The sequence below is a fragment of the Xanthobacter nonsaccharivorans genome, from assembly GCF_043194755.2.
In the GTDB taxonomy this organism is placed as follows: domain Bacteria; phylum Pseudomonadota; class Alphaproteobacteria; order Rhizobiales; family Xanthobacteraceae; genus Xanthobacter; species Xanthobacter autotrophicus_G.
The window spans coordinates 3,821,700-3,835,650 of the sequence record NZ_CM195526.1; the positions used below are offsets into that span (position 1 = coordinate 3,821,700).

13 protein-coding genes and 1 tRNA gene are annotated in these 13,951 nt (G+C 68.1%); 1 reads left to right on the forward strand and 13 read right to left on the reverse strand.

Annotation, left to right across the window (positions count from 1 at the left end):
* Nucleotides 1-17: 17 nt before the first annotated feature.
* From V5F59_RS17500 to V5F59_RS17535, 8 genes are all read right to left on the reverse strand, one after another.
* Nucleotides 18-1,148 (reverse strand): ABC transporter substrate-binding protein, encoded by a 1,131-nt coding sequence (locus tag V5F59_RS17500; protein WP_393976484.1) that lies wholly within the window; start codon nucleotides 1,146-1,148, stop codon nucleotides 18-20.
* A complete protein-coding gene (locus tag V5F59_RS17505) occupies nucleotides 1,133-1,912 on the reverse strand; it encodes a pyrimidine 5'-nucleotidase (RefSeq protein ID WP_393976485.1) in 780 nt (259 codons plus the stop codon). The genes V5F59_RS17500 and V5F59_RS17505 overlap by 16 nt, the downstream gene beginning before the upstream one ends.
* An 18-nt stretch (nucleotides 1,913-1,930) precedes the next feature.
* Complete coding sequence (gene nadC, locus V5F59_RS17510; RefSeq protein WP_393976486.1) at nucleotides 1,931-2,821, reverse strand: carboxylating nicotinate-nucleotide diphosphorylase; 891 nt, start codon at nucleotides 2,819-2,821, stop codon at nucleotides 1,931-1,933.
* Between the two features lie 103 nt (nucleotides 2,822-2,924).
* Nucleotides 2,925-4,181: an amidohydrolase family protein gene (locus V5F59_RS17515; protein WP_393976487.1), complete on the reverse strand. Its 1,257-nt coding sequence runs from the start codon at nucleotides 4,179-4,181 to the stop codon at nucleotides 2,925-2,927.
* 119 nt (nucleotides 4,182-4,300) lie between these two features.
* Nucleotides 4,301-5,773, reverse strand: coding sequence for an aldehyde dehydrogenase family protein (locus V5F59_RS17520; protein ID WP_393976488.1), 1,473 nt, complete (start codon nucleotides 5,771-5,773; stop codon nucleotides 4,301-4,303).
* Nucleotides 5,770-6,504 carry an orotidine 5'-phosphate decarboxylase / HUMPS family protein gene (locus V5F59_RS17525; RefSeq protein ID WP_393976489.1) on the reverse strand — a complete coding sequence of 245 codons (735 nt, stop codon included), beginning with the start codon at nucleotides 6,502-6,504 and terminating at the stop codon, nucleotides 5,770-5,772. The genes V5F59_RS17520 and V5F59_RS17525 overlap by 4 nt, the downstream gene beginning before the upstream one ends.
* A gap of 169 nt (nucleotides 6,505-6,673) precedes the next feature.
* Nucleotides 6,674-7,642 carry a CobW family GTP-binding protein gene (locus tag V5F59_RS17530; RefSeq protein ID WP_393976490.1) on the reverse strand — a complete coding sequence of 323 codons (969 nt, stop codon included), beginning with the start codon at nucleotides 7,640-7,642 and terminating at the stop codon, nucleotides 6,674-6,676.
* Nucleotides 7,639-8,166, reverse strand: coding sequence for a CinA family protein (locus V5F59_RS17535; protein ID WP_393976491.1), 528 nt, complete (start codon nucleotides 8,164-8,166; stop codon nucleotides 7,639-7,641). Before V5F59_RS17535 ends, V5F59_RS17530 begins: the two co-directional genes overlap by 4 nt.
* Nucleotides 8,167-8,481: 315 nt before the next feature.
* Here V5F59_RS17535 and pdxR point away from each other — a divergent pair, with 315 nt between their 5' ends.
* Nucleotides 8,482-9,954: a MocR-like pyridoxine biosynthesis transcription factor PdxR gene (gene pdxR, locus V5F59_RS17540; protein ID WP_393976492.1), complete on the forward strand. Its 1,473-nt coding sequence runs from the start codon at nucleotides 8,482-8,484 to the stop codon at nucleotides 9,952-9,954.
* Nucleotides 9,955-10,142: 188 nt separating this feature from the next.
* Here the strand turns inward: pdxR and V5F59_RS17545 are convergent, their stop codons facing one another.
* The 5 genes from V5F59_RS17545 to V5F59_RS17565 form a co-directional block, all read right to left on the reverse strand.
* The gene (locus V5F59_RS17545; protein WP_393977062.1) at nucleotides 10,143-10,400 is read right to left on the reverse strand and encodes an Arm DNA-binding domain-containing protein; all 258 of its coding nucleotides are present in this window, start codon (nucleotides 10,398-10,400) and stop codon (nucleotides 10,143-10,145) included.
* A gap of 163 nt (nucleotides 10,401-10,563) precedes the next feature.
* A tRNA-Leu gene (locus V5F59_RS17550) sits at nucleotides 10,564-10,648 on the reverse strand.
* A 253-nt stretch (nucleotides 10,649-10,901) separates the two neighbouring features.
* Complete coding sequence (locus tag V5F59_RS17555; protein WP_393976493.1) at nucleotides 10,902-11,672, reverse strand: enoyl-CoA hydratase; 771 nt, start codon at nucleotides 11,670-11,672, stop codon at nucleotides 10,902-10,904.
* 135 nt (nucleotides 11,673-11,807) lie between these two features.
* On the reverse strand, nucleotides 11,808-12,689 hold the full coding sequence (mutM, locus tag V5F59_RS17560) for a bifunctional DNA-formamidopyrimidine glycosylase/DNA-(apurinic or apyrimidinic site) lyase (RefSeq protein ID WP_393976494.1): 882 nt from the start codon (nucleotides 12,687-12,689) through the stop codon (nucleotides 11,808-11,810).
* A 109-nt stretch (nucleotides 12,690-12,798) separates the two neighbouring features.
* The gene (locus V5F59_RS17565) at nucleotides 12,799-13,947 is read right to left on the reverse strand and encodes a DNA recombination protein RmuC (RefSeq protein WP_393976495.1); all 1,149 of its coding nucleotides are present in this window, start codon (nucleotides 13,945-13,947) and stop codon (nucleotides 12,799-12,801) included.
* Between the last annotated feature and the right edge of the window lie 4 nt (nucleotides 13,948-13,951).

Genomic DNA, 13,951 nt, shown 5'->3' on the forward strand with positions numbered 1-13,951 from the left:
CCGGGGCGCCCGCGGGATCACTTGGTGGGGGCGAGCTGGAACTTGCCGTCCTTCAGTTCCAGCACCTTGGCGGCCAGCACGGGCTCACGGTCCTTGTCGAAGGAGAAGGGGCCGAGCACGGTGTCGAGATCCTTGGTCTCGGCGATGGCCGTCCGCAGCTTCGCCGGATCGGAGGCGCCGCCCGCGCGCTTCACGGCGTCGGCGAAGATGGTGACGGCGGCGTGGGCCTGGGCCGCGAACGTATCCGGCGCCGAGCCGTACTTGGCCTTGTAGGCCGCCACGAACGCCGTGTTGGCGGGGCTGTCGAAATCGATGAACCAGCCGGAGCCCACCAGGAAGCCCTCGGCCGCGGGACCGGCGAGGTCGGCAAGCTTGGTGGAGATGGCGGCGTTGGCGCCCAGGAACACCGTGGACTGCGGAATGCCGAGCTGGCGGGCCTGGCGCACGATGTTGGCGGTCTCCTCGGCAAGGCCGCCGACGACGACGATGTCGGGGTTCGCCGCCTTGATCTTGGTGAGCTGGGCGGAATAGTCCACGTCGCCCTTCTGGAAGGTCTCGGTGGCGAGGATCTTGATGCCGGCCTTGTCGAGCGCCGCCTTGTGCACGCCGTAGGCGGCCTTCATGAGCACGTCGTCGATGCCGTAGATCTGCGCGGCGGTCTTGGGGGCGTAGCGCTTCTGGGCGTAGGCGAGCACGCCGGGGAACACCGCCGCCTCGGGCGCGCTGGTGCGGAAGATGAACTCGCCGATGGCCGGCACGCCGGGTGCCGTGTTGGAAGAGGCGATCACCGGCACCTTGGCGGCGTTGGCGATGGGATCGGCAGCGAAGGCGGAGGTGGTGAGCGTGGGCCCGAAGATGACCTTCACCTTGTCCTGGTTGATGAGGCGCTGAAAGATGTTGACCGTCTGGCCGCGGTCCCCCGCATCATCCTGGTGGATGGGCACGAGCTTGAGGTCGCCCAGCTTGCCCGACGCGTTGATCTCGGCCGCGGCGAGCTCCGCACCGTTCTTCTGCATGGTGCCATAGAGGGCGGCCGAGCCGCCCGAGGTGGACTGCACGATCCCGAGCTTCACGTCCTCGGCCAAGGCGGCGGGCGCGATTGCCAGGGTGGAAACCGCGAGCAGGAAGGCCGTCAGTCGAGCGTGCATGGATCGAGTTCCTCATGAAGGGGGAAACGGACAGGGCAAGCCGCCGGGCGCACGGATGCGCCGGCGACGATCTGGGCAAGGACGGGCGCAAGGGTCTCGGCGCGGAAATGGACGTGCGCCGCGTCGCCCGCCTCGGGCAAACCGTGGCCGCCGATGAGCACCGTCTGCATGCCGAGCCCGTGGGGCACGGCCAGGTTCACCGCACGGTCGTCGAACATGATGGCGCGCCGGGGCGCCACGTTGTGGCGGGCGAGGAGCGTGTCGTAGGCCGCGCGCTCGGGCTTGCCCACATAGGCGCAGGCGGCGATGTCGCACACTGCCTCGAACTGGTCGGCGATGCCGAGCCGGCCGAGCACCCGCTCGGCATGCGCCGCCGAGCCGTTGGTGAAGACGAGGCGCCGCCCCGGCAGGGCCGAGAGCGCCGCCTTGAGCTCATCGTTCGCGGCAAGGCCGGAGAGGTCGATGTCGTGGACGAAGGCGAGGAAGTCCTGCGGCCTTACCCCATGATGGCGCGTGAGGCCCACGAGGGAGGTGCCGTAGTCGGCATAATAGCGGGCATGGAGCGCCGCCGCGTCGGCCGCCTCCCATCCGGTCAGTTGCTGGATGAACTGGATCACCCGGCTGAGCATCTGGGCATGGAGGCCCACCCCGCGGGGATAGAGCGTGTCGTCGAGATCGAAGACAAAGGTATCCGTCCCGGCACACAGGCTGACCGGCACGGCGCGGGCCTCGGCTGTCTCGGCGATGGGAGCGTCCCCGGTCATTGCCCGCTCCGGCTGATGTCAGCTTGAAAGCTGTCGAAGGCGGTTGATGGTGCGGTGGGCGCTCGGCTTGATGTCCTTTACATCGAGGCTGATGTCGAGCGCCTTCACCGTATGGGTGAGGTCGCCGATGGAGATCACGTCCACCCCCAGCTCGGCGATGGGGACGATGGTGGTCTCGTTGATGCCACCCGAGGCCTCGGTCATGGCGCGGCCGCTGGTGAGCTTCAAGCCCTCGCGCATCTCCTCGAGATCCATGTTGTCGAACATGATGATCTCGACCCCGGCCGCGAGCGCCTCCTCCACCATCTCGAGCGTCTCGCACTCCACCTCGAACTTGAAGGTGTGCTGGGCGCTGGCGCGCAGGACGCGCACGGCCTCGGTGATGGAGCCGGCGATCTTGATGTGGTTGTCCTTCACCAGCACGCAGTTGGCGAGGTTGAAGATGTGATTGTGGGCGCCGCCCACGCGCACCGCGTATTTCTGCACCATGCGCAGGCCCGGCCAGCCCTTGCGGGTATCGGTGATCCGCACGCCGGTGTGCTTCACCAGCTCGGCGTAGCGGCGCGTCTTGGTGGCGATGCCGCTCATCTGCTGCAGCCAGTCGAGCGCCGAGCGCTCGATGACGAAGAAGGTGGAGGCGCGCGCCTGCACCTTCATCAGCACGGTGCCCGGCTCCACCGGATCGCCGTCCTCGACGAAGGGCTCGATGCGCGCCTCGGGCTCGATGGAGCGAATGGTCTCGTCAGCGAACAGCATTCCGCAGACGATGCCCTTCGCCTTCGCGTAGATGTTGGCCGTCTGGATCGGATCCTCGCCCACGAGGAAGCCGCCGGTCGTGTCCCCCGAGCTGAGTTCCTCGCGCAGGCCCATCTCGATCAGCGGACGGATCATAAAGCGGTTCAACTTCATTGCTCGGCTCCTCGGACGGCTAGGGCCCGGTCTGGGGATACTGCCTAGCACTCAAAAACAACTATATCAATCGACTTAATTTATTTTATGGGGGATACCCATTTCAGGCGGCAAGCCGGTTGGTGAAGGCCTTGCCGCCCTTCATCACGAGATGCAGCCGCTCGCGCTGTTCCAGGATGCGGATGTCGGCGAGCGGGTCGCCGTCCAGCACGAGGACGTCGGCCAGACACCCGGCCTTCAGCGCGCCCACATTCGACTTCTCGATGCACACGGCCGCTCTGGTGGTGGAGGCGACGATCACCTCCATGGGCGACATGCCCAGCCAATCCACCATGAAGCCGAGCTCCATCATGTTCTCGCCTACCAGCAGGCGATGGGACTGGTCGGTGCCCATGGCCACATTCACGCCGCGCCGCACCGCCTCCTTCCAGAGGGGGATCTGCGTCTGCATGAGGGAATAGATCTGGGCGTCCTTCACGTCCTCCTGCCCGAGCTGGTGGCTCGCCCATGCCGCATTCTTGCGACGATGCTCGATGGACAGGGGGACGAGGGCAAGGGTGGGCACCCACCAGATGCCGCCGGCGATCATCCGGTCCACGCATTCCTCGTCCATGAACCAGCCGTGCTCCAGCGAGTGGATACCGGCCTGGACTGCATTTTTGATGCCGGCGAGCCCTTCAGCATGCACGGCGACACGCTTTCCTTTCGCCGCGGCCTCGGACACGGCGGTGGCGATCTCCTCGATGGTGAACTGTGGCTCGTCCCAGCTGTCGGTCACGGAGGTAATGCCCCCGGTGGCGCAGATCTTGATGAAATCCGCGCCACGCATGAGCAGCTCGCGCACGAGACGGCGGATCTCCTCAACCCCGTCCGCCACCGTATGGGGCAGCCAGGCGCGCTTCTGGATGCGCATGCCCGCCGGCAGCCAGTAATCGCCATGGCCGCCGGTCTGCGAGACCATGCCAAGGGAGATCAGCAGGCGGGGACCGTCGATGACACCTTCATCGATGGCCGCCCGGAAGCCGGCATCCGCGCCGCCCATGTCGCGGGCCGTGGTGATGCCGCAGGCCAGCGTCTCGCGGAACACCTCGATGGACTTGAGCACATTGTAGGTGGGCGTGTTCAGGAGATGCTGACGCATGTCCCGCGCCCGGTAGGTGCCGTGCACGTGCGTATCGATGAAGCCGGGCAGGACCGTGCGGCCGGCCGCGTCGAGGATCGTGGCTCCGGCGGGCACCTGGACCTGCCGCTCGGGACCGGCGGCGGTGATACGCCCGTCCTCGATCACCACCACGGCCTTGGCCACCGGGTCCGCCCCGGTGCCGTCGATCATGGTTCCGCCGACGATTGCGATGGCCATACGCCTCAGCCTCTCTGGTCTGGCAAAAAAGTTAGCAACGCTATTTGCTGTGCATTGAGAGCCAGCCGCCGTCGCAACGATGGGTCCAGCGCCGCCGCGGTGGCCCCTTCCGGCTCCAGCTACCCGAGATCCACGGTCACATTCTTGATTTCGCAGTAGAAATCCATGGCGTGCAGCCCCAGCTCGCGGCCGATGCCGGATCGCTTGTAGCCCCCGAAGGGAGCGAAGACGCTGGTTTTCGAGGCGCTGGGCAACCCGTTCACGGCAACCATCCCGGTGCGCATGGCCCGGGCCACCCGCAGCGCGCGGCCAATGTCGCGGCACCACACCGAGCCGTTGAGGCCATATTCGCTGTCGTTCGCCAGCGCGATGGCCTCCGCCTCGGTCTCGAAGGGCGTGATCGAACAGACGGGACCGAAGATTTCGGCCCTGAAGGCCGGATTGTCCGGCCCCACCTCGCCGAGGATGGTCGGCGGGTAGAAGAATCCTTCGCCCGCCGGCATCGCGCCACCGATGACGAGGTGCGCGCCGGCTTCACGCGCCAGGGCGACGTTGCGGTCCACCGCATTCCGGTGGGCGGCGGAGATGAGGGGGCCGAGACTGGTCTTCGGATCGAGCGCCGGGCCGGTCCTGAGCCTCGCCGCGGCCTCCGCGAAGGCGCTGGAGAAGGCAGGGATCGCGCGCCGCTCCACCAGCAGGCGCGAGCGGGCCGAGCAGGACTGCCCGGCATTGCCGAAGCCCGAGGCAACCGCGCTCGCGGCGGCCTTCGCCATGTCGGCATCCGCGAAGACCACGCTGGCATTCTTGCCGCCCAGCTCCAGCGCTACCCGCTTGATGGAGGAAGCGGCCAGGCGCATCACCTCCGCCCCCACCGCGGTGGAGCCGGTGAAGGAAATGCCGTCGATGCGGGGGTCCTCGGCGAGCCGGCGCCCCACCTCGGCGCCGCCGGGCAGCACGTTGAGGATGCCGGCCGGCACGCCCGCCTCACGGCACACCTCGGCGAGGAGCAGCGCGCTCAGGGGGGTGAGCGGCGCCGGCTTGAGGATCGCGGCGCAGCCCGCGGCGAGGGCCGGCGCGAGCTTCCAGCTGGCGCCGAGCAGCGGGAAGTTCCATGGCACGATTTGCGCGACCACGCCGAGCGGCTCGCGCAAAGTGAAATCGAGAAGCTCGCGGCCAAGCGGGATGGTGTCGCCGAACACCTTGTCCATGGCACCGGCATAATATGTGAAGACGCGGACCGCGCCCTCCACTTCGCGCCGTGCGCCCGATATGGGCTTGCCGCCGTTGAGCGCCTCCAGCGTCGCGAAATCGTCCATGCGCGCCGTGATGCCCGCGGCAATGGCCTGAAGGACCACGCCCCGGTCCGCGGGCGGCAGGTGGGGCCAGTCGCTCGTGTCGAAGGCGTGCCGCGCGGCGCGGATGGCGGCCTCCACCTCGTCGGCCCCGGTCATCGTCACCGCGGCGAGCAAGCAGCCCGTCCACGGGTCCACGAGCCCCTGGGCCTCGCCCGCCCGGGGCACCACGAAGCGGCCGTCCACGAAGGGCTGGAGCGGCGGCAGGGAAAGGCCGGGGGCCGCGGCGTCCCTGGTCACGACGCCACCGGCTCCAGCTCCCGCATCTGCCGGTAGAGCTTCGCTGCCGCCGCGGCCGGATCGGCGGCCTCGGTGACGAGGCGGCCGACGATGGCGAAGCGACGCGGACATGCGCCTGCCGCGGCGAACGCGCCCTCGATGGTCCCGCCGAGCGCGCCGAAGCCGGTGAGGAAGACCAGCGGATCCTTCACATTCGCAGCGATCCACCCGGACCAGCGGATCACTTTCGCCGCATCGTGGGCCGGCAGCACGAAATGGTCGGCCCCCGCCGCGACGGACCGCACAAGGATGCGGTCGAGCGCGTCGTCAACGAGGTAGCCCCCGCCGGAAACGCCGTAGTCCCGCACCGGGATCTCGCCGCCCACCACGGGCGCGATGCCCGCCTTGCGGGCCTCGCCGACGAAGCCGTCGACCGCGGTGGGGCCGGCCACGGGGAAGAGGATCAACCCGTCCACTTCGGCCTCGGCGCACATGGCGGTGAACTTCTTTGCCATGTCCGGCATGTCCGGGCCGGCCTTCTGGTGGTCATAGAGGATCGGCAGGTCGGTGAGGTCGCGCAGGCGCCTCATGGCCTCCTTGAGGCCGAGGCGCAGCACGCTGGTGAGCCCCAGCTTGTAGCCGGCGACGCCCTCGACCCCGCTGGTGGCTTTCACCACCGCGTCGAAGCGTTCCTGGGTCTCGATGTCGAGAGCGGGAACGATCCCCACCGTGCCGGAAAATGCCTTGACCATCGTTTCCTCGCTGGCTTCCCATCCTTCGTCGGGACGCTAGGAGGCGGGCGGGGCGCGAGGTAGCGCCTGTGGCTGTCGGGCTTATGGAGCCAGTGTTCCGGCGCAGCCAGCGGGAGACGCCCTTGGAGCCAGCCCCCGAGAGCCCGCCACCTGCGGCGCGCACCTGGCCTCAGCCCGCCCGGCGCGCCATGGCCGCAAGCAGGGTGAGCGCGTCGGCGAGATCCTGCTCTTCCAGGTTCCGGCCGATGAGCACCATGCGGTTCTCGGTTGCGAGCCGGCCCGGAGATGGAAGGGTGCCCGGAGAGTAGACCAGCCCCTGCACGCCGTGCAGCACCACCGGTTCCGCCAGTTCCTCCAGCTGGAGGATGCCCTTCAGCCGCAGGAGCGCGCTGCCGAACAGGTCGCCCACGCGATCGAGCCAGGTATCCACGGCCTCCTGCGTGAGGCGCCCGGGAAAGGCGAGGGAGGCGGTGACCACCGCATGGGTCACGGCGCTGGCCATGAACCGGCTCCGCAGCGGTCGCGGCGCTTCCCGGGCATCGATCCAGATGAGCCCACCGTCCCGCGCGGCATGGGAAAGGAGATGGCGCTCCGCCAATGGGTTGAGCGCCGCCACCTCGGCCTCCACCAGGGCGATCTGCTCCGCCGTCGCAAGATCGGCCTTGGTGATGAGGATGCGATCGGCGAGAGCCACCTGGGTCACGCCTTCCGCATGATGAGCGATGGTGGCCGGAAAGTTGGCCGCGTCCACCACCGTGGTGACGCCGGCAATGGAAAAGTGTCGGTTGAAAAGGGGATCCGCGATCAAGGCGTGGAGGATGGGGGCCGGATCCGCGAGGCCGCTCGTCTCCACCACAATCCGCTCGAAGGCGAGCCCGTCGAGCGCGCGCCGGCGCAGCAGTCCGTTGAGCGTGGCGTTGAGGCTGCCCTTCAGGCGACAGCAGATGCAGCCCCCCTCCAGTAGCAGCACCTCGTCGCCGCCCGTCTCCATCAGGGCATGGTCGATGCCTGCGTCGCCCGCCTCGTTGATCACCACCGCGGTATCACGGAAGGCGGAGCGCTTCAGCAGGTCGTTGAGCAGGGTCGTCTTGCCGGCGCCGAGGAAGCCCGAGAGCAGGACGACCGGGATGTCGCTCATGCGGAGAGCTGGCGCAGCAACAGGGCCAGCGCGGCCCCCACCGCCGCAAGGCGCACGTTGTCGCGGCCCCCGGTAAACACATGGCGCTCTTCCGCAAGTCCTCCGTCGCGGGTCGCCGCCGCAACGAAGATGGTGCCCACGGGATTGACGGCATTACCGCCGCCCGGGCCAGCATAGCCGGTGACGGCCACCGTGGCCCCCGCCTGGGAATGGTCCAGCAGGCCGATGGCCAGCCCGCGCGTCACCTCCGCGCTCACCGCGCCGTGCGCCGCCGAGACCGCCTCCGGCACGTCGAGGCCGGTGGCCTTGGCAGAGGCATGGTAGAGGACATACCCGCGCTCGAAGATCTCGGAGGCGCCCGATACGGACGTCAGGCACGCGCTCACGAGGCCCGAGGTCACGGTTTCGGCGGCCGCCAGGCGGATCTTCCTGCGGCGCGCGGCGTCCAGCACCTCGGCGGCGAGCTTGAGCAGGGAAGAAGGAAAGAAGGTTTCGTCCGCGGCGAGCAGAGCGATATCCGGCATTGGCAGGGCCTTGTGTCTAGAGCCGGATCCGCTCGCACCGGATCGCCCGAGGCGATGGAATGCGAACGGCGACTCCGCCTCTATTCAGAAAGGTGGAACGCGACCCGATCGGATCGCTCTCCAGGCGACGGCTTTGCAAGCGGCGCGACCTCGCATGAAGCACGCCGGGCTGGTGTAAAAAATGGTTGCGCGGCGTGCGGCAAGTCAAGCAAGCCAGCGGGTGGCACCAAAAGACCGCCATCGACTGGCCCTCTCGAAACTGGCCCCATCCCGATCTAGGCTTGCCGGAGAACCGGAAACACCTCGAGGCTCGATGTGCTCATCTCGCTCGACCGATCGTCCGACCGCAGCCTGCAGGAGCAGCTCTTCGAGCAGATACGACAGCAGATCCTCGATGGGCGCCTGAAGGCGGAGGCGGCGGTGCCGTCCTCGCGTCATCTCGCCCAGCAGCTCGGCATCTCGCGAAACTCCGTCACCTTCGCCTATGAACGGCTGATCACCGAGGGCTACCTCGTGACCCGCCCCATGGTGGGCACCTATGTGACATCGGCGATGCCCGAGCAGGTCATGAGCGCCGGCAGCGGCGTGGGCGCGTCTGCAAAGACGGACACGCCTATGCCGGCCGAACGGCGCCCCCCGGAGCGACTTGCCCCCGCCGCCTTCACCGGCCGCCCCCACTCCATTCTCAACAACAGCCGCATTCCCATCGATTTCTGGCCGCAGCGCACGGATCCCAGGGCCTTCCCCCTCAAAACCTGGCGGCGATTGATCCTGCATTCCCTCGCGGTTGCCGGGCACAACCTCACCGAATACGGCGACCCGTGCGGCCTCATGGCGTTGCGCACCGCCATCGCCGAACACGTGGCGGTGATGCGCGATATCCATGTCCGGCCGGAGCAGGTGATCATCGTCGCTGGCGCCCAGCTCGCGCTCAACCTGACGCTGCGGGTGCTGGCGCGCGAGGGGGACGCCATCGTCGTGGAGAATCCCTGCAGCCAGGGGGCAGCCTATCTGTTCGAGAGCGTGAACATGCGCCTCATCCCCATCGACACGGACGACCAGGGGATCGATACGAAGGCGCTCGGGGGCGAGACGGCGCAGCTCGCCTACGTCATGCCGTCGCACCAGTATCCCATGGGCGGCGTCCTCTCGCTGGAGCGGCGACGGGAACTGCTGGCCTGGGCCGACCGCACCGGGGCCTATCTCATCGAGGATGACTACGACAACGAGTTCCACTTCGGCAGCATGCTGCTGCCGGCCCTCAAGGCCATGAGCCCGGAGAACGTGATCTATCTTGGCACCTTCTCGAAGTCGCTGGGCGCGGGCCTGCGGACGGGCTACGCCATCTTCCCGGACCATCTTGCCCCGGCGGCGGCAGGGGCCAAGGCCCTGCTGGACAACGGGCAGGTGTGGCTGGAGCAGGCCGCGCTCGCCGAATTCCTGCTCACGGGCAGCTTTGTCCGGCATCTGAGGCGTGTTCGGCTGCGCTACCAGCAACGCCGAGACGCCCTTGTTGCAGCTTTGCGTGCGCATTTCGGCCGCATCGAGGTGCGGGGCGCGGAAGCGGGGACGCATCTCGCCTGGAAGCTGCCGGCGGGCCTGCCCCGCGCCCACCAGATGGCTGCGCACGCCAAAAGCCGCAACGTGGGCGTCTACACCATCCAGAGCGGCGGCGGGCACGAATACGGCACGGCTGACGTGAGCAACGACTGGCTGCTGCTGGGTTATGCCTCGCTCTCCGAGGAGCAGATCGAGGCGGGGATCAGCCGGCTTCGGGACCTGATTTAGCACGGCATGGGCACGCGCGCCGCACCTCCGATCCCGCATCCGAGGGGGATGGCCTTTCACGCGGAAAACCGCTCCCCGATCAACATTCGGTTCTTTCATGCCGATCGGCGGGTATCGTTTCAATTCCCTCGGCAGGCGGATCGTGGCGCTTCTGGAGGAGCCGTCCACTCAGAGCCGGACTCGGCCCGCTACAGCCGATTTGAGGGCCGAGGGGGCCGCGCCATCGACGATCGCCTTCTTGGCATCATCGCGCCGCTCCCTCGCCTTGGCGAGCGGCTCCTCGGGATAGGGCCCGATGGCAGGAGCTTCTCCTTCCCCTCAATCCGGAACTTCAACCGCCAGAGGCGGGAGCCCGTCGGGTTCACCAAGAGACAGAGACCGCCGCCGTCCGCCAGCTTATAGAGCTTGTCGCCAGCCTTCGCCGCGCGGAGGGCCGTGCCGGTCAGGGGCCGTAGGGGTCGCCTTCAGTGAGGGCACGTTACCACCCCCAATACCCCAAATTTGCCGGCTGCCAACGGACACCCCAAGCGTGCCCGGAGCCCTAAGGACCCGAGAATTGAACGCTTGCAAGGCTTTGGGGATCTTTTTGCACCTACCCGGAAGGGTAAATGGTGCCCAGGAGAGGACTCGAACCTCCACGGCTTTCACCACTGGTACCTGAAACCAGCGCGTCTACCAATTCCGCCACCTGGGCCCCGAATGGCGCGAAGCCAATCGAGGACGCGATGCATAAGGGGGTGTCGCAGGGCTGTCAATAACGCCTGCGCACCGCAAGCAGAAGATTTCGAATTGTCCCCAGGCGCGCCACCTGCACCGCCCTCGCGCGGGGCGGCCGCGTCGTGCCCGCGAAAAGCCGGTGGAGGCTCCGGCCGGGAAGGCCGGGAGCGCGAAGACGCAAGGCACCGCGCTCCCCCACCAAGGTTCGGATTCGACCTTGCCGAGCGCCCTCAGCGCTCGAAATTTGCCGGGCGCTTGCCGATGAAGGCCGCCATGCCCTCCTTCTGGTCGGCGAGAGCAAACTGGGCCTGGAACACGCGGCGCTCGAAGCGGATGCCCTCGGCGAGGGTCGTCTCATAGGAGCGGTTCACGCTCTCCTTGGTCTGCATCGCCACCGTCAGCGACATGTCGGCGATGGCCTTCGCCACCTTGAGCGCCTCGTCCAACAATTCGGCGGCCGGGATGATGCGCGAGACGAGGCCGCTGCGCTCGGCTTCCACCGCATCCATCATGCGGCCGGTGAGGCACATTTCCATGGCCTTGGACTTGCCGACGAAGCGGGTAAGGCGCTGGGTGCCGCCCGAGCCGGGCATGACGCCGAGCTTGATCTCCGGCTGGCCGAACTTCGCCGTGTCGGCGGCGAGGATGAAGTCGCACATCATGGCGAGCTCGCAGCCACCGCCGAGGGCAAAGCCGGCCACCGCCGCGATCACCGGCTTGCGCGTGCGCGAGAGGCGCTCCCAGGAGGTAATGAAATCATCGAGATAGGTGCCCGGATAGGTGAAGCCCTGCATCTCCTTGATGTCGGCGCCCGCGGCGAAGGCCTTCTCCGAGCCGGTGAGCACGAGGCAGCCGATGGAGCGGTCCTGCTCCAGCTCGTCAAGCGCGGCGTTCAGGTCGGTGATGAGCTGGCGGTTCAGCGCATTGAGCGCCTGAGGGCGGTTCAGCCGGATGAGCCCCACGCGGTCATGTCGTTCCACCAGGATCGTCTCGTATGCCATCCCATTCCTCCTCTCGCCAGGCGTGACGCCGGCCATTCGGCCCGGGGCCGGTCAAGCCTCCGGTCGCAGGTGCTCTAACCGGTTTCCGGGCTGGAAGCGAAGAGGGAAAGCCGCACATCGCCCGTGCGGGCGTGGCTATCTTTGGCAGGCCGGGCAGAAGAAGGTGGAGCGGCCGCCCTGCACGATGCGCTGCACGGTCCCCTTGCAGCGCAGGGTCTGGCAAGGCTGGCCCTCCCGATCGTAGACGCGGAAGGTGTGCTGGAAATAGCCCAGCTCCCCGTTCACCTGGCGATGGTCCCGCAGCGAGGAGCCGCCCGCCTGGATCGCCTCGCGCAGGACGTCGCGGATGGCAACGACAAGCCGTTCCGCCCTCTGGGTCGGCGCCCCCTCCCGCGTCGCGATGGTGTGGGCGAGCCGCCGCGGCGAAAGGCGGGCGCGATAGAGCGCCTCGCACACATAGATGTTGCCGAGACCCGCCACGAGCTTCTGGTCGAGCAGGGCGGCCTTCAGCGATATCTGGCGGCGGGCGCAGGCCGCGGCCAGATAGGCCGCGTTGAAGCTGTTGCCCAGCGGCTCCGGGCCGAGGCTGGCGAGCAGGGGATGGGAATCCAGCCGGTCGTAGGGCACGATCAGGATGGCGCCGAAGCGTCGCGGATCGTTGAAGGTGACGGTTGCCCCGCCGGCGAGGTGCAGCACCACATGGTCGTGCGGCCCGCTCTCGCCGCGCGGATAGTGGAACTGGCCCGGCTTGCCCTTGCCGTCCACACCCTCGATGCGGATGGAGCCGGACATGCCGAGGTGCATGATCATCACCTCGCCGCCGCTCAGATCCGCCAGCAGATACTTGGCGCGCCGGCCCACCGCTTCGATCCGGCGGCCGGCAAGGCGCTGCGCGAAGTTCTCCGGCAGGGGCCAGCGCAGGTCCGGACGGCGCGCCTCCGCGCTCTCGATCACGGCGCCTTGCAGGACAGGCATGAGACCGCGGCGGACGGTCTCCACCTCGGGCAGCTCGGGCATTTTTTCCTTCGGTTCGGGAGCACGCCACCTGGGGCGCGCGATTCGTCACAGTCTTGTAGGATCGGACCTCAGGCGGACGGGCGCAAGATGCTACTTTCGGTCGCCCCCGTCATTCTCCGGGCGGCGTGGCCGGGGCATCGTCGAAATCCAGCTGCTCAAGGCGCAAGCCACGCCGTGCGATCTTGTCGGCGGAGACGAGGACGCGCCCCACGTCGTCGCTCACCTGGGTGAAGTGCTTGGCAAGATCCCCAACCCGCTCGCGCAGGCGCGTCACGTCGTCGACGAGGGCGGCCACCTCGGCCCGGACGCGGTCGGCTGCCTCGCGCATGCGCGCATCCTTGGCGATGGCCTGCACCACCTGCACCGCCATCATGAGCAAGGAAGGAGATACCAGCACCACGCGCAGCCGGTAGGCCTCCTGCACCACCGCGTCGAAATGCTCGTAGATTTCGGCATAGACGGATTCCGACGGCACGAAGATCAGCGCCACGTCCTGCGTCTCGCCCTGGACCAGGTAGCGCTCCGCCACGTCATAGACATGCTTGGTCAGGTCGTTGCGCAGGCGCTGCCCGGCGGTCTTGCGCGTCTCGGTAGTCGGGGCCTCGCGGAAGGCGGTCACCGATTCCAGCGGAAACTTGGAATCCACGAGCAGCGGCCGTGGGTCCCCCGGCAGAAATATGGCGCAGTCGGGCCGGCGGCCATTGGAGAGGGTGTACTGGAAGGCGAACGAGCCCCGCGGCAGGCCATCCGCCACGATCGCCTCCATGCGCGCCTGGCCGAAGGCGCCGCGAGCCTGCTTGTTGGCCAGCGTTTCCCGCAGCGACATCACCTGGGAGGAGAGGTCGGAAAGGCTCTTCTCCGCCTGCTCCACCATCACCAGGCGCTCGGCGAGGCGGGTGAGGTTCTCGTGGGTGGCGCGGGCGGCGGTGGTCAGCGTCTCTCCCAGACGGTGGGACGTGGCGTCGAGCCGCTCGGAGACGGCGCGGGCGAGATCGCTCTGCCGCTGGGCGATGACTTCCGTCATGCTCTGCACGCGGCCGGCGGTTTCCGCCTGAATGCGCATGAGCTCACGCAGGCGGCGGTCCATTTCCTCGCGCCGCTGCGCCTCCTCCAAGACCATGGCAGCCCGCACGCGCGACTGGCGCACGAGGGAGACCACCGACAGGAAGACGAGCAGCGCCAGCAGCCCCGCGGCGACCGCCGCTGCCTCGGCCAGGGTGACGGCGCGGCCCGCCAAGGTGAAGAGGACATACGGCATGAGT

Coding starts and splice junctions, on each gene's coding strand:
- V5F59_RS17525 (WP_393976489.1), bottom strand. CDS start 6,504: ATGGTCAAGGCATTTTCCGGCACGGTGGGGATCGTTCCCGCTCTCGAC.
- nadC (WP_393976486.1), bottom strand. CDS start 2,821: ATGAAGTTGAACCGCTTTATGATCCGTCCGCTGATCGAGATGGGCCTG.
- V5F59_RS17565 (WP_393976495.1), bottom strand. CDS start 13,947: ATGCCGTATGTCCTCTTCACCTTGGCGGGCCGCGCCGTCACCCTGGCC.
- V5F59_RS17500 (WP_393976484.1), bottom strand. CDS start 1,148: ATGCACGCTCGACTGACGGCCTTCCTGCTCGCGGTTTCCACCCTGGCA.
- V5F59_RS17530 (WP_393976490.1), bottom strand. CDS start 7,642: ATGAGCGACATCCCGGTCGTCCTGCTCTCGGGCTTCCTCGGCGCCGGC.
- V5F59_RS17535 (WP_393976491.1), bottom strand. CDS start 8,166: ATGCCGGATATCGCTCTGCTCGCCGCGGACGAAACCTTCTTTCCTTCT.
- mutM (WP_393976494.1), bottom strand. CDS start 12,689: ATGCCCGAGCTGCCCGAGGTGGAGACCGTCCGCCGCGGTCTCATGCCT.
- V5F59_RS17555 (WP_393976493.1), bottom strand. CDS start 11,672: ATGGCATACGAGACGATCCTGGTGGAACGACATGACCGCGTGGGGCTC.
- V5F59_RS17515 (WP_393976487.1), bottom strand. CDS start 4,181: ATGGCCATCGCAATCGTCGGCGGAACCATGATCGACGGCACCGGGGCG.
- V5F59_RS17505 (WP_393976485.1), bottom strand. CDS start 1,912: ATGACCGGGGACGCTCCCATCGCCGAGACAGCCGAGGCCCGCGCCGTG.